Here is a 21,479-nt window from a genome sequence, read left to right as displayed (position 1 = left end):
CTAATGTATCCGACGGCGCATCCTGCAACCACTTTCTCCGGTCAGGTGTTCGTCATGGCTCTCTTGTTCAAGCTGTGTTTCCCCGCGCTGCTGTTGTCCGTGGCTCTTCAGGCTCAGGCCGAAGACAAGACGCTCAATCTCTACAGCTGGGCCGATTACGTGCCGCCGCAAACCCTGCAACGGTTTGAGCAGGAGACTGGCATTCATGTGCGTTACGACACTTTCGACACCTCCGAGGTGCTGGAGACCAAGTTGCTCACCGGCGGCAGCGGTTATGACGTGGTGGTGCCGTCGTCCAGCGTTCTGGCCCGAGGACTCGCCGCCGGCGCGTTGAAAGAAATCCGTCACGAGGGTCTCAAGGGCTACGCCAACCTTGATCCGGACTTGCTGGAAAAAATGGCTGCCGTCGACCCCGGCAATCGCTACGGCGTGCCGTACACCTGGGGCACGCTGGGCCTGGGCATGAACGTCGAGGCCGTAAAACAACGCTTGCCTGATGTGCCGCTGAACAGCCTTGATCTGCTGTTCAAACCCGAGAACGCCAGCAAGCTCAAGGACTGCGGCATCGCGATCCTCGATTCGCCGCAGGAAGTTATCGGTCTGGCCCTGCATTACCTGGGCAAGGATCCCTACAGCACGGACAAAAACGACCTGGCCGCCGCCGAGGCGTTGTTGCAGAAACTCCAACCATCGGTGCTCTACGTCGCCAGCGGCCGGCAGATCAATGACCTGGCCAGCGGCAACGTGTGTCTCGCGCTGACTTACAACGGCGACGCAAGCATGGCCGCTGATCAGGCACACAAGGCCAATAAACCGTACGAAGTGGCCTACCGCATTCCCAAGGAAGGCACGCTGGTGTGGCAGGACAATCTGGCCATCCCCAAAGACGCGCCGCACCCTGAAGCCGCGCGGGCGTTCATCGAGTTCATGCTGCGCCCCGACTCCGTGGCCGAACTGACCAACATGCTTTTTTTTGCCACCGCCAACCAGGCCGCCACGCCGCTGGTGGATGAGGCCGTACGCAACGACCCCGACATCTATCCGCCGAGCGAGGTGCGCGCGCGGCTGTACGCCGATCGCAGCATGAGCCTCAAGGACATGCGCCAGCGCACGCGCCTTTGGACCACTTTCCGTAGCCATCAATAACAACAGGAGCACCACGATGGATGTGCCCATGCAAAACGACCAGGCCATGACCCGCGACAGCCTCTACGGCACCGCTGCCGAAAGTACTTACGCCGGCATCACCAGTTTCATGCGCCGGCGCTATAGCCGTGATCTGCGCGGCGTCGATGTTGCGGTCAGCGGCGTGCCGTTCGACACCGCCACCAGCAACCGCCCCGGCGCCCGTTTCGGACCACGGGGGATACGCGCCGCGTCCACCGGGATTGCCTGGGAACGCCATTGGCCGTGGACGTTTGACCCGTTCGATCACTTGGCTGTGATTGATTACGGTGACTGCGACTTTGATTACGGCTCCCCGCAGAGTATTCCGGAAAGCATCGAAGCTCACGCCGAGCGCATTCTCAACGCCGGCAGCGCGATGCTGACGTTTGGCGGCGACCACTTCATCAGCTACCCGCTGCTCAAGGCCCACGCGCGCAAACATGGCACGCTGTCGCTGATTCACTTCGATGCACACAGCGACACCTGGCCGGACGAGGAGGGCAAGCGGATCGATCACGGCACCATGTTCTGGCACGCCGCTCGGGAAGGGCTGGTGGATCCGGCAAGATCGGTGCAGATCGGTTTGCGCACGACCAATGACGATCACATGGGCTTTCAGGTACTCGATGCCCGACAGGTGCATCGGCGTGGTTGCGAGGCGATTGTCGAAGCGATCCGCGCGCGGGTGGGCGATAACCCGGTGTACCTGACGTTCGACATCGACTGCCTTGATCCGGCGTTTGCGCCGGGCACCGGCACCCCGGTCTGCGGCGGCCTGAGCACCGTGCAAGCACTGGAGATTCTTGGCGGTTTACGCAGCATCAATCTGGTCGGCATGGACGTGGTCGAAGTTGCCCCGGCCTACGACCACGCCGAGGTCACCTCATTGGCCGCCGCCACACTGGCGATGGAGATGCTCTGCCTCTACGCCGCCCGACACAAAGTCGATATTTGACGCAACACTGCGTCCCCCTGTGGGAGCGAGCTTGCTCGCGAAGGCGTCAGATCAGCCAACATCGTTGGCGACTGACCCGCCGCTTTCGCGAGCAAGCTCGCTCCCACATTTTCAGCCAAGGCTCCTGCCATTTTCTGACACCAGCCTCTGCTAAGCTCCGTCATCTTTTTCGTCCAGAGCCTGCACATCGTGTCGCGTACCACTCGTCTTTTGACTTTGCTGCAAGTGCTGCGCGGCAAGAAGCGCCCGGTGACGGCGGCGACCCTGGCTGCCGAACTGGAAGTGTCCGAACGCACGCTCTATCGCGATATCGCTGAGCTGACCGCCCTCGGCGCGCCGATCCATGGCGAGGCGGGGATCGGTTATGTGTTGCGCAGCGGCCTGTTTCTGCCGCCGCTGATGCTCAATGCCGACGAGACCGAGGCCATTGTCCTTGGTCTGCGCTACGTTGATCAGCGCGGAGATGAAGTGCTCGGCAAAGCGGCAGCGGACGCGCTGGCGAAAATTGCCGCTGTGCTCGATCCGCAAGCCCAGGAAGCGCTGCGCAATCCCACCGTGATGCCGGGCCCGCCGGGCTATGGTTTTCCGCAAAACGCCGTGCCGTTGAACGTGTTCCGCCACGCCATCCGCGATCAAGCCAAGTTGCACATCGATTACGCCGACGCGCAGCAGGTGCCGAGCCAACGCTTGATCTGGCCCTTGGCGCTGGGTTTTCTCAACGAGGTGCGGATCATCGTCGCGTGGTGCGAATTGCGCGGCGCCTATCGTACGTTTCGTACCGACCGGATCAGCGCGGCCAGCCGTCAGGGCGAGGGTTATCCGGGGCGGCGCAGCGACCTTTTGCGCACCTGGCGCGAGCAGATGCAACTGGATGAAAGCGGGCGCTTCACTCCTGACAAAAACTGACGCAACGCTGTTTTAGGATGCTCGCAGAACCAAACAAAAGGAGCTGCAACCATGTCCCATCCCGTCTCTGCACTGGCCCCGGCGATCGCTGCGTATATCGATGCGGCCAACGCACGCGATACGTCGCGGGTCGCCAGTTTTTTTGCCGAGGATGCCAACGTGTTCGACGAGGGCCAGCATCAGGTCGGCCCGCACGCCATCGCACAATGGATGCAAGACACCGGGCAACGCTATCAGCCTCGGGTCGAAGTGCTGGAGGTCCAGCAACGCACCGGCAAAGTGCTGGTGCACGGGCTGATTTCCGGAACCTTCCCCGGCAGTCCGGCGCAACTGCGCTACACATTTCGATTGAACGAGCAGGGGAAAATCGCCCGACTGGATATTTCCCTGTAATCGGCGTGGCATACTGCCGCGCATGACTTTCGACTCTCCTCTCAGCGCCTGGCAACATGCCGTTCAACATAAGGGCTTCATCCAGGATGAAGCTCAGGAACACGCAGTCTGGGCGTTGCAAAAATGCCATGAAACGCTGCACGCCGGTGCCCGTTCGGTCACCGGCGTTTATCTGTGGGGTCCGGTCGGGCGTGGCAAGACCTGGCTGATGGATCAGTTTTATCAGAGCTTGCGGGTGCCTGCGCGACGCCAGCACTTTCATCACTTCATGGGCTGGGTGCATCAGCGTTCGTTCCAGTTGACCGGGATTGCCGATCCGTTGCGTGTGCTGGCCAAAGAGCTGGCATCCGAGGTGCGGGTGCTGTGCTTCGATGAACTGTTCGTCAACGACATCGGTGACGCGATCATTCTCGGTCGGCTGTTTCAGGTGATGTTCGATGAAGGCGTGGTCATCGTTTGCACGTCCAATCTGCCGCCCGACGATCTGTACGCCGACGGCTTCAACCGCGATCGCTTCGTCCCGGCCATTGCCGCGATCAAGGCGCATATGCAGGTGGTAGCGGTGAATGGCGCCGAGGATCATCGCCTGCATCCGGGGGCGGGCCTGCAACGCTATTTTGTGGCCACATCTACGGGCAGTGCGCTGGATGAGGTCTTTCGGGCATTGACCGCCGGGCAAGCGGCCAGCGCCGAACCGGTGGCGGTCGGGCATCGCCAGTTGAACGTGGTGCAGGCCAGTGAAGCGGTGTTGTGGTGCCGCTACGCGGATCTGTGCGAGCAACCGTTCGCCGCCATGGATTTCATCGCGCTGTGCGACCGCTACACGGCTATTCTGTTGAGCGAAGTGCCCAATCTCAGCGCACAGAAACGCGAAGGACGCATCGCGCGCGGCACCGAAGATGGCGCGCAGCGGGTCGTGGCAGGCGACCGTGAGTTGCCGCAATTGTCGGTTCACGATGACGGCGTGCGGCGTTTCATCGCGCTGGTCGACGAGTGCTACGACCGCAAAGTACCGCTGTACATCGAGGCGCAAGTGCCAATGGACGCGCTGTATACCGAGGGTTATCTGGAATTTCCGTTCCGGCGCACCCTCAGTCGCTTGCAGGAGATGCAGCTGCAGCGCTTTGCCGAAGCTTGAGTGAGGAGGGCGCCGACATGAGCCAACCGTTATCCCATCATTTGCTGACCATGGCTTATCAGAATGCCTGGGCCAATCATCGCCTGGCCAAGGCCTGGTCGCAGCTTGGCGCGGCCGATCTGGCGGCGCCCCGGGTGAGCTTTTTTCCGAGCATTCGCCTGACCCTCAATCACATCCTCACCTGTGACTGGTTCTACGTCGATGCGCTGGAGCGCGAGCTGCGCGGGGCTGAGCCGCATCCTGACTGTTATGTATTTTTCAACGTGGACGAACCGTTTACCGACGCCACGCATTTGCGCGAAGAGCAGGCGCATGTTGATCGGCGGCTGATTGCTTATTGCGAACAATTGCGCGATGCCGATCTGGCTCGGATCGTCACCATCGCCCGTGATACGCCGCAGCACGACAGCCGCTTGCGTATGCTTTCGCACCTGTTCGAGCATCAGCTTCATCACCGCGGGCAGGTGCATGCGATGCTCAGCGATACTGCGGTGAAACCGCCGCAACTGGATGAGTTTTTCTGTGTTGGCGAAAGCGGACTGCGCGCCGAAGATTTTGCTGAACTGGGCTGGACTGAAGAGTTGATCTGGGGTCACTGAAAAAGCCAAAGATCGTCCGATCGCGGCCCGAGCCTTCGGCAGCTCCTACACCCGATTATCTGTAGGAGCTGCCGAAGGCTGCGATCTTTTGATCTTTTGATCTTTTGATCTTTTGCATTTGCGGGTTGCCCGCCCGATCACCCCCGCGCTAAGGTCAGACAGCCTTTCAGTACGCACTTTGCGCGCCGGGGCTTTTGTGTTTGGGGATGGAAATGGATTCCGCAGAGATTCTTGTACTTCAGGCCAGCTACAGCAATCCAACGCACGCCGAGGCCATCGGTATCGTGCTCAATCATTACGCAGAAGACCCGATGGGCGGCGGCCATTCGCTCGACCCTGACCTGTTGCGCCGACTGCCCGAAGAACTCGCCCGGCGCCCGCACGCGTTCAGCGTGTTGGCCTTTGTCGGCGGCGAGCCGGCGGGGCTGGTGAACTGTTTTGAAGGGTTTTCCACGTTTGCCTGCAAACCGTTGGTCAACGTCCATGACGTGGCGGTGGTCAGCACGTTCCGCGGCCTCGGGCTGAGCCAGAAAATGCTGCAGAAAGTAGAAGAGATTGCTCGCCAGCGCGGTTGCTGCAAGATCACCCTCGAAGTGCTGGAAGGCAACGCCGTAGCGCAGAATGCCTACAGCAAATTCGGCTTTGCGCCGGGCATGTTCGACCCGGATCACGGGCGCATGCAGTTCTGGATCAAGAATCTGCAAGTCTAGAAGCCCCTCACCCTAGCCCTCTCCCAGAGGGAGAGGGGACTGACCGAGGTGCTTGGGCGAGGTCCGCCGAACTGAAACATCGAGCCGAACTCAGGTTTTGAAAAGCCCACAAATCAACTCCCTCTCCTTCGGGAGAGGGCTGGGCGGGCGGCGTTCCGATGAGGGGCGAATTCGCGACAAATCAAAAGCCGAACGCCCAGTCCTGCCTACCAGGCAAACGCCGATCCCGAAAACACCACAAATCGGCTCCCTCTCCCTCGGGAGAGGGCTGGGCGGGCGGCGTTCCGATGAGGGGCGAATTCGCCACAAATCAAAAGCCGAACGCCCAGCCCTGCCTACCAGGCAAACGCCGATCCCGAAAACACCACAAATCGGCTCCCTCTCCCTCGGGAGAGGGCTGGGCGGGCGGCGTTCCGATGAGGGGCGAATCCAGCACAAATCAAAAGCCGAACACCCAATCCTGACTAATCAACTAAATGCCCATAAAAAAAGCGCCCCATTCAGGGCGCCAAACTGTCTTCTCCCAGGCCAGAGCGGAGCCACGGAAGGTCCATCGGTTACTCGCTAATTTCAGTCGCGATACGACTCGGTCACTTGCGCCGTCTGGTCGGCGGGAACGCGAATTTCTTTCGCGTTGGCGTCGCTCTTCTGCTCGCTCTGGGCGTGCTGGACCGGGAAGTTGTCGTAGTAATAACGCATGCGCTCAGCGCCGCCTTCGGCGAACACGCTGGCAGAACCCAGGGCCAACAGCCCGGCAAGGATTACGGTAGTGATTTTCATGGTGCCTCCTACTGAACAAGTGGGAGCCGTTCGTCCATGAAGCAGATCTCGGAAGAGAGTCTGGGTGGCGTGAATTAACGCGGGGTTAACGCCGGTTCAGTGGAGGTTTTGCAGCATGTTGCAGCGCGATATAGGACAGACGCGGCACGCCTCAGGCCAAGGCGCACCGCATTAGAGGAGGCCGGTCAGAGTTTCCAGTCGAGACTGACCGTTACCGTGCGCGGATCCCCCCAATACACGCCGTTATAGAAACCGACGTTGTCGTAATACTTTTTGTCGAACAGGTTGTTGACGTTGAGCGACGCCGACAGGTGTCGGTCGAATTCATAACGCGACATCAGATTGACCACGGTATAGGCGCTCTGGGCGATTCGCGCTTCTTCGGTGTCGCCGCCAACCGGTCGGCTCGACGTGCCATAAACATCGCTTTGCCAGTTCACCGCACCGCCCACGGTCAGCGCTTGCCATTCGCCCGGCAAACGGTACGCCGTGGAGACGCGCAACAGGTTCATCGGCTGATTGGTGTTGGTCCGTTCGCTTTCGCCGTTGACCGAGTGGGTGTAGGTGTATCCAGCGGTCATGTTCCAGCCCTGAAGGATTTCGCCGGACACTTCCGCTTCAAAGCCGTTGACCTTGTTGCCCTTGCCGCCGGATTTGTAGAACTGCTCACGGGTAACCGGATCCGCCGGGACCGAGTTGTCGAGTTCGGCGACGTTGTCCTGCTTGCTCCAGAACACCGCCGTGGACAGGTTCAGGCGTTCCTCGAGCAGGCTGCCCTTGAGGCCCACTTCATAGTTTTTGCCGATCACCGGGTCGATGTATTTGCGATTCTTGTCGCGGTTGCCCTGGGGTTTGAAGATGTCGGTGTAACTCACGTACGCCGTGTATTCCGGGGTCAGGTCGTACAGCAGTCCGGCGTAAGGCGTCCAGACGTCGTTCTGTTTTTGACGGGTGTTATCCACCTCGGTCAGTTGCCGGTTGGCGTCGTAGCTGTTGCTGGTGCTGGACGCCTCCCAACTGCCGTAGCGACTGCCCAGCACCGCGTGCAGTTCATCGGTCAGGCTCAGGCGCGTGGCGATGTATCCGGCTTTCTGCCGGGTATCGTCCTTGGAGCCGGTGAGGTCGGTGACGGTGTCGCTGAATTTGGCGATATCGCCCATGTATTTCCAGTCGCGGATGGTCCCGTAATCCTTGGGGCGCGCGCCGGCAATGGTGTACGGGGAATTCGAGCGGCGTTCGGCCTCACCGTAGCCGAACATCATTTCGTGCTCACGCCCCAACAGCGAGTAGGGGCCCGAGACGTTAAAGTCGTACGCCTGCATTTTCTGCGTGCCGATCATGTGCGAGGTGTAGGCGATCATGCCGCTGCGATCAGCCGCAGGAAAACCGGCACCACCGTAATAGACCTTGCCGTCGGTATTGCTCTCGCGATGGGTGTACGCAGCCTTCAGACGCCAGCCGCCGGCCAGTTGTTGATCGAGGGTGGCGAACGCGGTTTTGTCTTGAAGCGGCCAGGAACTCCACGACGTCGCCATGTTGGTCGAACGCCCCAGACCGGCCTTGCTGCCATCGGCATTCCAGTAGGGCACGGTGCCCCAGGATGAGCCTTGCACATGTTTGTTCTGATAGTCGTACCCGACCGCCAGCACGGTGGAGTCGGTCAGATCCGCCTCAAGCACGCCATAACCGACCTCCCGTTGCAGCGCGTATTTGTCCTTGATCGACTGGTTGTCGCGGTAGGCCAACACCGTGCGCCCGCGAAGGCGACCGTCAAAGGCCAGCGGCCCGCCGACGTCGACGTAGCTGTAGTAATTGTCGTAACTGCCGCCGCTGACCCCGGCCAACGCCTGCCATTGCGCGGTCGGACGCTTGCGCACCATGTTGATGGTCGCCGACGGATCACCCGCACCCGTGGTCAGCCCGGTGGCACCGCGCACCACCTCGATACGGTCGTAAATGATCGTGTCGGAATCGGACTTCATGCGATCGAAGGTGTTGAGCATCCCGTCGATCTGGAAGTTGTTGATCGCATAACCACGCGACGAATAACTGACCCGATCCGAATCCAGATGCTGAACCACCACGCCCGTGGTCTGGCGCATGGCCTCGGACAATGTACCAAGCTTGAAATCATCCATCTGCTGACGCGTGATCACCGACACCGATTGCGGGGTTTCCTTGATCGACAGATTCAGCCGCGTCGCGGTACTCATCGCACCGGTGGTATAGGACTCGGTGTTCTCGGTGGTGGTGCCCAGGCCTTGCGCGCTGACGTTGGTCGCGGCCAGCTCCAGTGCCGGATTGCCGGGCTGCGGCGGTTTTTCGGCTTCGGTTTCAGCCAGCAGATCGGCGTTGAACGCAGCGCTGCACAGGCCGAGGGTGAGGGTCATGGAACGGGTAATGGGCGCGAACATCGCAGCCGACTCCTTGTCTTCGAGGGAAAAATTCCGTTTGTTCAAAGACGAGGGGGAGGGACGGGATTTAGTGTCAAACGAGAAATATTGTTATTTGTAAGTGTTTCAGAGGTATGGCTGGACCTCGTTTGAAAATCAAAAGATCGCAGCCTTCGGCAGCTCCTGCACCGATCTCTGTGGGAGCTGCCGAAGGCTGCGATCTTTTACTCTTGTCGGTATCAGACCCGCAAACGAATCTGCCGGCCCAACACATCCATCACATCACAGCCATCGCGCAGCAACATCGCGGCAGCATGGGCCAGTTGCTGCACATCGGCACCTTTGGCCGACGAGATATCCAGGCTGGCCAGACTTTCCATCATCTGTGTTACCGCCAGAAAGCGACTGGCTGCGCTGCTGTGCAAGACATCCAGCGGTGCCTCGGTGGAGACCAGTAAAACCGGAATGTTGTCTTCGTTGTGAGTCATCGAAATGTGCGCACTCATGCTTCACCTCCGGCCTGCGCGGCGTGCAGACCGGCGACGGAGGCCAGTACCAACGCGCGGGCGGTGCCGAGCATTTGCTGGCTGGCCCAGTGCAACGAGCCGCTGTGTTCCGGGCGGGTGGCGGTGGGGGCTTGATGGGCGAGGGCTTCGGCGCAGTTGAGGTAGACGCTGGCGTGTTCGAGGGCGTCGAGGAGGGGGATGTCGGGTTGGACGGCGAAGAGGTGGTGGGCGACGTGGTCGCAGGGGGCGAAGGGGGTGGATCTTGTGGTTGGATCGGTCATGGGTGCAGCCTCTTGGAAGTCAGAGAACTGCCACTTCATCGCCGTCAAACGAATAGGTGGCAACTGTGTGCAGGTTGACGGACCGGTCCAAGACACCCGGCGCACCCGAAGATGCCCCGCACACAGTCACCATTGAGCAGTGCGTCGGACACAGGAGTGCGCGCACACATTGGAGAGCAATGTGCGTCTTGAATTTTTCAGGCCGTCAAACCCGATCACGAATGAGTCGTGACAGGCGCGAGGATAGGGAGTGAGGGCAGGGCAGTCAACCGCTGCAGTCTCCCGGAATTTGCCGGTATTCCTTGTAGGCGCGAAGCTACTCGCATTGGCAATCCGCCAGGTTTCTCCAGCGCAAAACATCGCAGCCTTCGGCAGCGCCTGCCCTGAGTCGGGGTAGAGCGCTAGCACTCCGTTGTCTGGCTGAGGGGTCGTCATGGCACACCTTCCTGGTTGAGCGGCCAACAAAGAGTGCTGGCCTGGATGGCCTGATCAAACACTGAGGCGAGAACGCTGGCTACTGTCAACTCTGACAGGTGGTGACGAGCGGTAGGGTGCTGCCGGGGTTAAAACACCGGGATCGAGTCTTGTCAGTTGAAATGTCGGCGGACATGAAAAAGGGGCCGCTTGCGGCCCCTTCCGGTGTTACTTCTGCGCGACACCCGCCGGCGTGGCGTCGGGTTTCTTCGGCTTCATCAAACTGAAGTCGATCAGCGCACGCTGCTCGGTCTGGTACGGGTCGCCGATCAGCAGTGGGCGAGCCTTGAAGCTGTCGCTGACCAGGCTCTTGCTGCGGTCGAGTTCATCGAAACTCAAACCGGCGAGGTCGGCCCAGGTGTGGATCAAGTGCGAGCTGCTGTACGGACGATCGAGGTCGGCGGCGAAGTTCCAGTCGTGGTTGGCTTTCCACTTCGGCGAGGCCCAGGCCATGAACGGAATGGTGTACATCGGCGCGGTCGGTTTGTTTTCGTTGCGGCCCAGGGTCTTGTGGCCCACCGAGTCGAACACGTCTTCACCGTGATCGGAGAGGTACAGCAGGAAGCCGTTCGGATCGGATTTGGCGTAATCCTTGATCAGGCTTGACACGACGAAGTCGTTGTACAGCACGGCGTTGTCGTAGCTGTTGTAGGTCGGCACCTGATCATCACGCACGCCCGCTGGCACGCCGTTGCGATCCTGAAACTTGTCGAACGTCGGCGGGTAGCGGTACTGGTAGCTCATGTGCGTGCCGAGCAAATGCACAACGATCAGTTTGCGCGGTGCGGCGTCAGCCAACGCCTTGTTGAACGGCTCGATCACGTCGCCATCGTACTGCGCGGCGTTCTGGTTGCGGTTGTTGTTCAGGTACACCTGCTCGTCAGCCTGTTCGGAGAACGTGGTGAGCATGGTGTTGCGCTTGGTCATGGTCTGCTGGTTGGTGATCCAGAAGGTCTTGTAACCGGCCTGTTTCATCATGCTGACCAGCGACGGCGTCGACAGGTACAGATCCGGGTGCTCTTCGTCAGCGAAGGTCAGCACTTGCTGCAAGGCTTCGATGGTATATGGACGCGGGGTGACGACGTTGTCGAACACCGCCAGTTGATCCTTGAGTTTGTCCAGTTCCGGCGTGGTGTTGCGCTGATAGCCGTAGAGGCTCATGCGCTGACGGTTGGTCGACTCACCGATGACCAGCACCAGGGTCTTCGGCTGATCGGCCGAGGCGTCCTGAAGGTTTTTCAGCGGCGGGATCTTGCTCACGTTGTGCAGCATGCCCTGCATGTCGGCGAGGGTATCCAGATAACGGTGATAAGCCACGGCCATCTGCCAGGGCACGGCTGGCTCGATGCGGGTTTCGAATTTCTCGAAGCCTTGGGCGAAGGTGCCCATGCGCATCGTTTGTTTGACCAGCGGATAACCGACCACCGCGATCACGATCGCCGTCGCCGCTACCAGGGCACGGCCACGGGGCATGTACACCGGGCGCAGACGCGTCCACAGGAAGTAAGCGAAGGCGGTGTGTGCGAGGAACGCCGGCACCATCCACCAGGCAAAGTACTGAGTCATGTACTCGCCGGCTTCAGAGATGTTCGACTCGAACATGATGAAAATCACGCTCTGAGAGAATTCCTGCTGATAGATGAAGAAGTAACCGAGGCTGGCCATCGAGCAGGCCCACAACACCACGCCGATCACGGCAGCGAGCAGTTTGGTGCGTTTGGGGAAGAGCAGCATTGGCGCAAGCCAGAGCGCGCTCATGAAGAACGCCTGACGGAATCCGCTGAAGCCGGAGGTGCCGGTCAGCTGGATCAGCAGTTGGGTGATACCCGAGAAGTACCAGAAGAATACAAACAGCCAGAGAAGTCCGGCCCAGTCGAAACCTGTCGCAGTCGTTTTGCTGCGTTTGAACAATGCCATTCGGCGCTCCAGCTCACTCGTTACAACCACCGCCGGAACATCCATGAAACCGACGAACGGAGGCCGCACACAAAGGTACGGCCAGAATGAGGCGGAGTATTACGAAGAGAATGTGAAAGTTTTGTTAAGTGGCGCTTTTGCCGTAGGGCATGCGGCCAGAGGGTAGCGCGTCGGGAACAGCCGCTGCCGTTCCCGAATCAGGCGGGGGATCAGGCGTGGGGATGACGCTGGACGACCGGCAAAGGTTGCGGTTGTGCACCTTGGGTCAAAAGGCGCAGCTGCGCCAGCTCCTGCTTCAACTGGTCGCGTTCGTCTTTCAACTGGCGCAATTCATCGCGACGAATCGTCACGTACAGGGTTTGTGGCGGCATTGCTGTGTGTACTGTGCCCATTGCTCACCTCGCAAATGGCGTGCATCAACTGTAGGTCGTCCCCGTTTTGGGGTACTGACTTACTATCGGCGCCGATTTTGATTTCTTTTGCCTGTGAATGGAACTTTTTTATTTTTCATGGTCCGTGTGTCTTCGGCAGGATTCGGGGCGTTATCAGTCTGGATCGGGCACAATGCCCGGAAACTTCATCGCAACGCTCTGGACTAACCTCCATCAGTCGCGTTGGGCTATAACCAATGACACACATTTATTTGTAGTAAGGAGCATCAGCACATGCAACTCGGGATTATTGGACTGGGCCGCATGGGCGGCAATATTGCGCGACGTCTGATGCTCAACGGTCACACCACCGTTGTTTACGACCGCAATACCGCTTTCATCGATAACCTGGTCGCCGAGGGCTCCACCGGCGTCGCCGACTTGCCGGCACTGGTTGCCGGCCTGGCCAAACCGCGTGCGGTCTGGGTCATGTTGCCGGCCGGCGCGCCAACCGAAGACACCATCAACACCCTGAGCACGTTGCTCGAAGCCGGCGATACCATCATCGACGGCGGCAACACCAACTATAAGGATGACATTCGCCGGGCTAGGACCCTGGCCGAAAAAGGCCTGCACTACATCGACGTCGGCACCTCCGGCGGCGTCTGGGGCCTGGAGCGCGGCTATTGCATGATGATCGGCGGCGACGCTGAAACTGTGCAGCGCCTCGACCCGCTGTTCGCTGCTCTGGCGCCGGGCATGGGTGACATCCCGCGTACCAAGGATCGCAAGTCCGAAGATCATCGTGCCGAGCACGGTTACATTCACGCCGGTCCTGCCGGTGCCGGGCACTTCGTGAAGATGATTCACAACGGTATCGAGTACGGCATGATGGCCGCGTTCGCCGAGGGCTTCGACATCCTCAAGACCAAGTCCAGCGAACGTCTGCCGGAAGATCAGCGTTTCGACCTGAACGTGGCGGACATCGCGGAAGTGTGGCGCCGTGGCAGCGTGGTGTCGTCGTGGTTGCTCGACCTGACCGCCGATGCACTGGCCAGCGATCCGAAACTCGACGGCTTCTCCGGTTCCGTAGCGGACAGCGGCGAAGGTCAATGGACCATCGAAGCGGCCATGGAACAAGCGGTGCCGGTGCCGGTGCTGTCGAACTCGCTGTTCTCGCGCTACCGCTCGCGCGGTCAGGGCACCTTTGGCGACAAGATTCTTTCGGCCCAGCGCTTCGGCTTCGGCGGCCACGTGGAGACACCGAAGAAATGACCCATACGATCCGCAGAAAATCCAAGGCAGAACCCGCACCACCGACCACGCTGTTTCTGTTCGGTGCCCACGGCGACCTGGTCAAGCGCTTGCTGATGCCAGCGCTGTACAACCTCAGTCGCGACGGCTTGCTTGACGACAATCTGCGGATCGTCGGCGTTGATCACAACGCCATTACCGATGAAGCCTTCGCGGAGAAGCTCGAAGACTTCATCCGCACCGAAGTGGCGGCGAAGGTCGGCAAGGGCGATCAGATGCTTGATCCGGCCTTGTGGGCCAAGCTCGCCAAAGGTATCAGCTACGTCCAGGGCGACTTTCTGGACGACAGCACTTATTCCGCGCTGGCGGCGAAAATCGCCGACAGCGGCACCGGCAATGCGGTGTTCTATCTGGCCACCGCGCCGCGTTTCTTTAGTGAAGTGGTGCGCCGATTGGGCAGCGCCGGTTTGCTTGAAGAAACTCCCGAAGCGTTCAGAAGGGTGGTGATCGAGAAGCCATTCGGCTCCGATCTGCAAACCGCCGAAGCGTTGAACGCCTGTTTGCTCAAGGTGATGTCCGAGAAGCAGATCTATCGGATCGACCATTACCTGGGCAAGGAAACCGTGCAGAACATTCTGGTCAGCCGGTTCTCCAACAGCCTGTTCGAAGCGTTCTGGAACAATCACTACATCGACCACGTACAGATCACCGCCGCCGAAACCGTCGGCGTCGAAACCCGTGGCAGTTTTTACGAACACACCGGCGCCCTGCGTGACATGGTGCCCAATCACCTGTTCCAATTGCTCGCCATGGTTGCCATGGAACCGCCGGCGGCATTCGGCGCTGACGCGGTGCGTGGCGAGAAGGCCAAGGTGGTCGGGGCGATTCGTCCGTGGACCACTGAAGAGGCGCGGGCCAACTCGGTTCGTGGTCAGTACAGTGCCGGTCAAGTCGACGGCAAGCCGCTGAACGGTTATCGCCAGGAGCCCAACGTCTCGCCTGACAGCAACACCGAAACCTACGTCGCGCTAAAAGTGATGATCGACAACTGGCGCTGGGTCGGCGTGCCGTTCTACCTGCGCACCGGCAAGCGCATGAGCGTGCGCGACACCGAGATCGTCATCTGCTTCAAACCGGCGCCTTACGCGCAGTTCCGTGACACCGAAGTCGACGAATTGCAGCCGACCTACCTGCGCATCCAGATCCAGCCCAACGAAGGCATGTGGTTCGACCTGCTGGCCAAACGGCCGGGGCCGGCGTTGAACATGGCCAACATCGAGCTGGGTTTTGCTTACAAAGACTTTTTCGAGATGCAGCCGTCGACCGGTTACGAAACGCTGATCTACGACTGCCTTACCGGCGACCAGACACTGTTTCAGCGTGCTGACAACATCGAGAACGGCTGGCGTGCGGTGCAACCGTTCCTCGACGCCTGGCAGCAGGATGCAAGTGTGCAGACCTACGCCGCCGGTGAAGACGGCCCGCAAGCCGCCGAAGATCTGCTGACTCGCGATGGCCGCGTCTGGCATGGCCTGGGATGAGTGAATTGCCGAAACAACCTGTCCGTTTTCTGCTCAGCGACATGGACGGCACGCTTTTGCTGCCGGATCACACGCTGAGTCAACGCACCATCGACGCCGTGCGTTCGCTGCGCGAGGCCGGCGTGCTGTTCAGTCTCGCGACGGGCAGACCGCCGAAGGCCATGTTGCAGCAGATCGAAGCTTTGGGCGTCGATTTGCCGACGGCTGCGTTTAACGGTGGAACCATCGTCAATCCGGATGGCAGTTTGCTGGTTGCGCATTACCTGCCGGCCACCACTGCGCTGATTGCGCTGGCCACATTCGCCGATCAGCCGGGTGTGGAAATCTGGGTGTTCAGCGGCGGCGACTGGCTGCTCAAGGATCCGCACGGGCCAATGGTGCCACGCGAACAGCATGGCCTCGGCTATCCGCCGGTGGTGGTCGAGAGTTTCGAGCCGTACCTGGAGCGTATCGACAAGATCGTCGCCACCAGCAACAACACGGAACTGTTGATCGAGCTGGAGGCGCGCTTGTTGCCGAAGGTTAACGGCATGGCACAGGTCTCGCGTTCGCAACCGGTGTATCTCGACGTCACGGCGCTGGAAGCCAACAAAGGCACCGCGCTGGCGACGCTGGCCGAACATCTCGGTATTCCATTGGAGCAGACAGCGGCTATCGGCGATGGCGGCAACGATCCGGCGATGTTCCATTGCGCAGGCTTGTCGATTGCCATGGGGCAGGCGGAGGAGGCGGTGAAGCGTCAGGCCGACGTGGTCACCGCGCCGAACACCGAAGACGGCGTGGCCGAGGCGATCGAGAAATACATCCTCCCTCGCTGACCCCACCCCAAAACCAATGTGGGAGCGAGCCTGCTCGCGAAAGCGGTGTGTCATTCAACGAATCTGTTGTCTGACACTCCCTCTTCGCGAGCAGGCTCGCTCCCACAGGTTTATTCAGTGTTGATCAGAGCCAGTAGCTCACCGCATACCAGCCCAGCAATCCCATCACGAAGGTGTACGGCAACGCCATCCACACCATCCGCCCGTACGACAAGCGCACCAGCGGTGCAATCGCCGAGGTCAGCAGGAACAGGAACGCGGCCTGGCCATTCGGCGTCGCCACGCTTGGCAGGTTGGTGCCAGTGTTGATCGCGATCGCCAACGTCTCGAAATGCTCACGACTCATGTGCCCGGCAAGGAACGCCTGCTTCACTTCGGTGATGTAAATCGTCGCGACAAACACGTTGTCACTGATCGCCGACAACAGGCCGTTGGCAATAAACAGCATGCCCGGCTGCTGATCGACGGGCAGCGCCAGCACCCACTGGATCAACGGTGCAAACAGCTGTTGATCGTGAATCACCGCCACCACCGCAAAAAACACCACCAGCAACGCAGTGAACGGCATGGCATCCTTGAATGCGCTGCCCAGACGATGCTCGTCAGTGATACCGGTAAACGCGGTGATCAACACAATCACCATTAAGCCGATCAAACCGACTTCAGCGATGTGAAACGCCAGGCAACCGATCAGGATCAATGCCGCCGCGCCTTGTACCAGCAGCGCCGCGCGTTGGCGTGCCGTGCGTTCGGCGTTGTCTTCAGCGGCGTAGTTGGCCAGCACGGCGCGAACATTGTCCGGCAGCAGCGTGCCGTAGCCGAACCAGCGCAGTTTCTCCAGCAGCACGCAGGTGACCAGACCCGCCGCCAGCACCGGCAGCGAAACCGGCGCGACCTTGGTGAAGAACTCAGCGAAGTGCCAACCCATTTCGTGGCCGATCAGCAGGTTCTGCGGTTCGCCCACCAACGTGCACACGCCGCCCAGTGCCGTACCGACTGCGCCGTGCATCAACAGACTGCGCAGGAAGGCGCGAAATTGTTCCAGGTCTTCGTGATGCAGTTTTGGCAGGTTCTGGTCGTCGGCAAACTCGCTGTCCTGGCGCGGATCGTTGCCGGACGCGACACGGTGATAAACGGAATAGAAACCGACCGCCGCACTGATGATCACAGCGGTCACCGTCAACGCATCGAGAAACGCCGACAGAAACGCCGAAAGAAAGCAGAACATCAAGGCCAGCGCCGCTTTTGAGCGCACGCCCAACAGCAGCCGTGAGAACAGAAACAGCAACAAATCCTTCATGAAATAGATGCCGGCCACCATGAACATCAGCAGCAGGATCACCGGAAAGTTGTGCACCAGCTCATCGTAAAGTGCCTGCGGCGTGGTCATCTTCAGCAGCAATGCTTCGATCAGCAGCAGACCGCCGGGCATCAGCGGATAGCACTTGAGCGCCATCGCCAGGGTGAAGATGAATTCGATCACCAGCAACCAGCCGGCCGCCACCGGACCAACGCTGAACAGCACCACGGCATTGAGGATAAGAAAACCGACGATGGTCGCCTTGTACCAGCGCGGCGAGTGCCCGAGAAAATTTTGCGCGAACGCCTGGGCCATTGAACCGGACATCGGCTGCTCCTTGTCTTTAGAAGCGCGCAAGTTGCCGGATGCGTTGCTGAAGATCAAGTACAGTCCGTGTTTTTCAAAGGTTGAGGTAGCGCGCCACCATTGCCCGATAGTTGCCATCCAATGAATAACCACCAACGAGAATGGCGTTATCCGCTTGCACGGCCAGCGAATTGGCCGTGTCCAGACTGCGTCCCAGACGCGTGCGCAGCCAGCCTTTGCCTGCGCCGAAACTGTGATCGAGGCTGCCGTCACTCAGGTAACGGGCAACAATAAAATCCGCTTCGATCCCGCCAATGGTTGCACCGACCGCGATGATGCGGCCGTCCGCCATGGGTTGGGCGGCGCTCCATTGGCAGCCGCTGGGGCCGATTTCCAGCAGTTGCGTCTGGCCGCCATGGTTGTGCAGATCCGGGCGACCGTTGGTGTGCACGCTGTAGGCCATGCAACGGATCGGGTCGCGACTGCTGCCGAAACAGTGCAGCGCGTCGGTGGATTCAATGACCTGACTGACCTGAGCGCTCTGGCCGTGCGCCTTGAAGGCCATGAAGCCATCCACGGCAAAGCGCTCGTCGAGGCGACCATTGGGCAGGTAGCGCGCCAACAGCCCCTCCTGCGGAAAGTCGATGGAGCCTGCGACCACAATTCGTCCATCCTTTTGCAGCAGCAGGCTGCCAAGCCAGGTGTTGAGCAGCAAGTGGCGAATCATTACGAAGCCGCGGCCGTTGAAGGTTTCATCAAGGTTGCCGTCGGGCTTGAGGCGAATCAGCATGCCGGCATGGTCGGCAAGCTCGAAGTGGTGATTGGCGATCAACAGAATATGTCCGTCGTCCTGCACGACAAAGTCGCAGGCTTCGGCACCGGGTACGCCCGGCGGCAGCCAGGCATCTCGGCTGCCCATGGACAAGTCGCCGGGCAGGCGCACCACTTGACGGCCGTTGTCACCGAAGCTCAGGTCCGGCTTGCCCTGTGCGTCGAACAAGGCCAACGCCGGCAAGGTGCGATGCGCGTTTTCATAATGCAGACCCGCGAGCAGGATGCGCCCATCGGGCAGCACCTGGACTTTGCCGGCGGTGGCTTCGAAACCTGGCGCAAAGGTATCGATCACGCTGCCGTGGTCGCCGAAGGTCAGGTCGGCTGAGCCGTCGACAAGCAGCCGGGCCAGACCGAATCGGCTACCGGTGGCGACACCGACTTTCGCTGCGACCAGAATCCGCCCCTGCGCATCGAGGGCGATATCCTCCGTCAGGCTGGACACGCTGCCAGCGAAATACACTTGGGCGACGCCGGTGGCGGCAAACGTCCTGTCGAGTTGACCGGCGCGATTGAATAGCGTCGTCGGTACCGCCGGCAACGCAAAAGTGTTCAGGGTGGACATGCACGCATCTCCTTGCGAGTTGACCTGTACCGGAAACCGGGTGGGTAACTGCATGAGCGAAACATTCAATCCCTGAACCGGGAGAAGTACAACTGTAAGAACTAACAGATGGAGGGTCGCACTGTGCCAGAACAGTGTCTTTTTGAACCAATAGCAAGCCGCCCAAGCAGTTAAGCCTGAACAAGTTGCAAATAGTTGTACAAAAGTACGGAGAGTAAAAAGATTACAACTAACAGAGGAGGCGGATGACCTGATCGTCATCCGCATTGCCTGCTTGTTAGTGTGGCATCGACCAGGATTGCAGACTGTGACCTTCTTCGCTGAGTTCAGCGCGAGCTTGTTGCAGCAGTTGCTCGAGTTGCGCCGGATCGGAGTAGGTGCTGCTTGGGATCTGTTTGCGACCGATATGCGAATTGGTCCGGTCGATCACGGTCAGGCTCAGTTCGCCATTGCCGTCTTGTGGCGCCCAGGCCACGCACTGGAAAGGTTTGAACGCGTGGTTGGCAATCAAAAGAGCTTCGTTGATACGGAGCGGGGCGGTCATGGGTTTTTCTCTCTGTCGTGCCCAATCAAGTGATATGCCGTCGGTTGGGCTTACCGTGCGGCTGGTACTTGTACTGATGCACCGAACCCGCAGGCAGGTCACACATGAAACAAAGAAATTTCAACTTTCTTTCAGCAGATTGTTTTTCAGAGGGGTTTTGAAAGCTGGATGAAAGGTTGCAATTGAAAAATTAGTCGATAGCTCACTAACAACTTGCGTTCTTATAACGTGTTTGCTTGTACACCTATAAGCAATCGATACAAGGCCCTGTCAAAATCTTGCTAATGTTACAGTCGGGTCTGCCAAATGACTGTTTTTACAATCATTTCTAATAATTTGGCGCCAAGGAACAGTCATGAGCGAAGCGCCAGCGTTACGACGTTTATTGGTGGTCGATCCCTGCGACGATTGCCACCGCTTATTGCCCGGATTACGCGCCGTAGGTTGGGATGTTGATAGCTGCACCCTGGAAAATGCCGCCGATCGAAGTTGTGATGTCGGCTTATTGCGATTGCAGCCGTTTCACCTCGAACGTCCCGAAGCCGTCAAGGAGTTGATCAGTCGCAGCGGCACCGAATGGATCGCCGTGCTCAATCAGGAAGTTCTGCGATTACAAAACGTCGGTGACTTCGTCTGCGAATGGTTTTTCGATTTCCACACCTTGCCGTTCGACGTATCGCGGGTGCAGGTCACCCTCGGCCGCGCATTCGGCATGGCGCGGTTGCGCGGGCAGGGCACGATCCACGTCGATCAGCCGGAACATGAACTGCTCGGCGACAGCAAGCCGATCCGGGAGCTGCGCAAATTGCTCAGCAAACTGGCCCCCACCGAATCGCCGGTATTGATCCGCGGTGAAAGCGGTACCGGTAAAGAACTGGTCGCACGTACGCTGCATCGACAATCCCAGCGTCACAGCAAACCGTTTGTAGCGATCAATTGCGGGGCGATTCCCGAGCACCTGATTCAGTCCGAGCTGTTCGGCCATGAGAAAGGCGCGTTTACCGGCGCGCATCAGCGCAAGGTCGGGCGGATTGAGGCGGCCAATGGCGGCACGCTGTTTCTCGATGAGATCGGTGATCTGCCGCTGGAACTGCAAGCCAATCTGTTGCGCTTTTTGCAGGAAAAACACATCGAGCGTGTCGGCGGCAGTCAACCGATCCCGGTGGATGTTCGCGTTCTGGCGGCGACCCACGTCGACCTTGAGGCGGCCATCGAAAAGAAGCGTTTTCGCGAAGACCTGTATTACCGGCTCAACGTCCTGCAAGTGGTCACTGCGCCTTTGCGTGAACGCCATGGCGACCTGTCGATGCTGGCCAACCACTTTTCCCATTTCTACAGCCACGAAACCGGCCGCCGCCCACGCAGTTTCAGTGAAGACGCGTTGATTGCCATGGGCAAGCATGACTGGCCGGGCAACGTCCGTGAACTGGCCAACCGTGTACGCCGTGGTCTGGTGTTGGCTGAAGGGCGGCAGATCGAGGCGCGAGATCTGGGGTTGATCAGCCAGCATTCGATCGCCACGCCGATGGGCACGCTGGAAGATTACAAGACCCGCGCCGAACGCCAGGCGCTGTGCGATGTGTTGAACCGGCACAGCGATAACCTCAGTGTTGCGGCCAAGGTCCTTGGCGTGTCTCGGCCGACGTTTTACCGCCTGCTGCATAAACACCAGATTCGCTAGGTACCTGAAGATCAAAAGATCGCAGCCTGCGGCAGCTCCTACAGGGATT

The 21,479-nt window shown here is 59.6% G+C and carries 20 protein-coding genes; 11 read left to right on the top strand and 9 right to left on the bottom strand.

What is annotated here, in order from left to right; all coding sequences use genetic code 11:
• Positions 1 to 54: 54 nt before the first annotated feature.
• The 7 genes from RMV17_RS14800 to RMV17_RS14765 all read left to right on the top strand — a co-directional run bounded on the left by RMV17_RS14800 (position 55) and on the right by RMV17_RS14765 (position 5,868).
• On the top strand, positions 55 to 1,146 hold the full coding sequence (locus RMV17_RS14800; RefSeq protein ID WP_311880764.1) for a polyamine ABC transporter substrate-binding protein: 1,092 nt from the start codon (positions 55 to 57) through the stop codon (positions 1,144 to 1,146).
• Between the two features lie 16 nt (positions 1,147 to 1,162).
• Positions 1,163 to 2,122, top strand: a complete 960-nt coding sequence (gene speB, locus RMV17_RS14795) for an agmatinase (RefSeq protein WP_311887004.1) — start codon at positions 1,163 to 1,165, stop codon at positions 2,120 to 2,122.
• Between the two features lie 189 nt (positions 2,123 to 2,311).
• On the top strand, positions 2,312 to 3,028 hold the full coding sequence (locus tag RMV17_RS14785) for a YafY family protein (RefSeq protein ID WP_034156007.1): 717 nt from the start codon (positions 2,312 to 2,314) through the stop codon (positions 3,026 to 3,028).
• 51 nt (positions 3,029 to 3,079) lie between these two features.
• Positions 3,080 to 3,421, top strand: a complete 342-nt coding sequence (locus RMV17_RS14780; protein WP_034156008.1) for a nuclear transport factor 2 family protein — start codon at positions 3,080 to 3,082, stop codon at positions 3,419 to 3,421.
• A 22-nt stretch (positions 3,422 to 3,443) separates the two neighbouring features.
• Positions 3,444 to 4,559 (top strand): cell division protein ZapE, encoded by a 1,116-nt coding sequence (gene zapE, locus RMV17_RS14775; protein WP_311887003.1) that lies wholly within the window; start codon positions 3,444 to 3,446, stop codon positions 4,557 to 4,559.
• A gap of 17 nt (positions 4,560 to 4,576) precedes the next feature.
• Positions 4,577 to 5,158, top strand: coding sequence for a DinB family protein (locus tag RMV17_RS14770; RefSeq protein WP_311887002.1), 582 nt, complete (start codon positions 4,577 to 4,579; stop codon positions 5,156 to 5,158).
• A 212-nt stretch (positions 5,159 to 5,370) separates the two neighbouring features.
• Positions 5,371 to 5,868, top strand: a complete 498-nt coding sequence (locus tag RMV17_RS14765) for a GNAT family N-acetyltransferase (RefSeq protein ID WP_311887001.1) — start codon at positions 5,371 to 5,373, stop codon at positions 5,866 to 5,868.
• A 570-nt stretch (positions 5,869 to 6,438) separates the two neighbouring features.
• On the opposite strand, the gene RMV17_RS14760 is transcribed toward RMV17_RS14765, so the two are convergent.
• The 6 genes from RMV17_RS14760 to RMV17_RS14735 all read right to left on the bottom strand — a co-directional run bounded on the left by RMV17_RS14760 (position 6,439) and on the right by RMV17_RS14735 (position 12,611).
• Entirely contained in the window at positions 6,439 to 6,648 is a 210-nt protein-coding gene (locus tag RMV17_RS14760; protein WP_034153918.1) for a hypothetical protein, read from the bottom strand.
• A 185-nt stretch (positions 6,649 to 6,833) separates the two neighbouring features.
• A complete protein-coding gene (locus tag RMV17_RS14755; RefSeq protein WP_311887000.1) occupies positions 6,834 to 9,062 on the bottom strand; it encodes a TonB-dependent siderophore receptor in 2,229 nt (742 codons plus the stop codon).
• 218 nt (positions 9,063 to 9,280) lie between these two features.
• Positions 9,281 to 9,547: a short-chain dehydrogenase gene (locus RMV17_RS14750; protein WP_108224751.1), complete on the bottom strand. Its 267-nt coding sequence runs from the start codon at positions 9,545 to 9,547 to the stop codon at positions 9,281 to 9,283.
• The gene (locus RMV17_RS14745; protein WP_311886999.1) at positions 9,544 to 9,924 is read right to left on the bottom strand and encodes a DUF3077 domain-containing protein; all 381 of its coding nucleotides are present in this window, start codon (positions 9,922 to 9,924) and stop codon (positions 9,544 to 9,546) included. The genes RMV17_RS14750 and RMV17_RS14745 overlap by 4 nt, the downstream gene beginning before the upstream one ends.
• A gap of 546 nt (positions 9,925 to 10,470) precedes the next feature.
• Positions 10,471 to 12,219: a phosphoethanolamine transferase CptA gene (locus RMV17_RS14740; protein WP_311886998.1), complete on the bottom strand. Its 1,749-nt coding sequence runs from the start codon at positions 12,217 to 12,219 to the stop codon at positions 10,471 to 10,473.
• A gap of 209 nt (positions 12,220 to 12,428) precedes the next feature.
• Positions 12,429 to 12,611 (bottom strand): DUF6026 family protein, encoded by a 183-nt coding sequence (locus RMV17_RS14735; RefSeq protein ID WP_016983768.1) that lies wholly within the window; start codon positions 12,609 to 12,611, stop codon positions 12,429 to 12,431.
• Between the two features lie 273 nt (positions 12,612 to 12,884).
• Between RMV17_RS14735 and gnd the strand changes: the two genes are divergently transcribed.
• From gnd to RMV17_RS14720, 3 genes are read left to right on the top strand one after another with little or no spacing between them, the layout of a single operon-like run.
• Positions 12,885 to 13,865 (top strand): phosphogluconate dehydrogenase (NAD(+)-dependent, decarboxylating), encoded by a 981-nt coding sequence (gnd, locus tag RMV17_RS14730; RefSeq protein WP_034153922.1) that lies wholly within the window; start codon positions 12,885 to 12,887, stop codon positions 13,863 to 13,865.
• Positions 13,862 to 15,385, top strand: coding sequence for a glucose-6-phosphate dehydrogenase (gene zwf, locus RMV17_RS14725; protein ID WP_311886997.1), 1,524 nt, complete (start codon positions 13,862 to 13,864; stop codon positions 15,383 to 15,385). The genes gnd and zwf overlap by 4 nt, the downstream gene beginning before the upstream one ends.
• A complete protein-coding gene (locus tag RMV17_RS14720; protein WP_108224749.1) occupies positions 15,382 to 16,203 on the top strand; it encodes an HAD family hydrolase in 822 nt (273 codons plus the stop codon). Before zwf ends, RMV17_RS14720 begins: the two co-directional genes overlap by 4 nt.
• A 124-nt stretch (positions 16,204 to 16,327) precedes the next feature.
• On the opposite strand, the gene nhaB is transcribed toward RMV17_RS14720, so the two are convergent.
• From nhaB to RMV17_RS14705, 3 genes are all read right to left on the bottom strand, one after another.
• The gene (gene nhaB / locus RMV17_RS14715; protein ID WP_311886996.1) at positions 16,328 to 17,830 is read right to left on the bottom strand and encodes a sodium/proton antiporter NhaB; all 1,503 of its coding nucleotides are present in this window, start codon (positions 17,828 to 17,830) and stop codon (positions 16,328 to 16,330) included.
• A 73-nt stretch (positions 17,831 to 17,903) separates the two neighbouring features.
• Positions 17,904 to 19,205: a hypothetical protein gene (locus RMV17_RS14710; RefSeq protein ID WP_311886995.1), complete on the bottom strand. Its 1,302-nt coding sequence runs from the start codon at positions 19,203 to 19,205 to the stop codon at positions 17,904 to 17,906.
• A gap of 277 nt (positions 19,206 to 19,482) precedes the next feature.
• Positions 19,483 to 19,749 carry a hypothetical protein gene (locus RMV17_RS14705; protein WP_311886994.1) on the bottom strand — a complete coding sequence of 89 codons (267 nt, stop codon included), beginning with the start codon at positions 19,747 to 19,749 and terminating at the stop codon, positions 19,483 to 19,485.
• 355 nt (positions 19,750 to 20,104) lie between these two features.
• On the opposite strand from RMV17_RS14705, the gene RMV17_RS14700 reads away from it, so the two are divergent.
• Entirely contained in the window at positions 20,105 to 21,430 is a 1,326-nt protein-coding gene (locus RMV17_RS14700; RefSeq protein ID WP_016983762.1) for a sigma-54 dependent transcriptional regulator, read from the top strand.
• Positions 21,431 to 21,479 lie beyond the last annotated feature (49 nt).

The organism is Pseudomonas sp. VD-NE ins, assembly GCF_031882575.1.
GTDB lineage: Bacteria > Pseudomonadota > Gammaproteobacteria > Pseudomonadales > Pseudomonadaceae > Aquipseudomonas > Aquipseudomonas fluorescens_BZ.
Note: the sequence above shows the minus strand (reverse complement) of the source record. Positions and strands in the feature narration are given on the sequence as shown.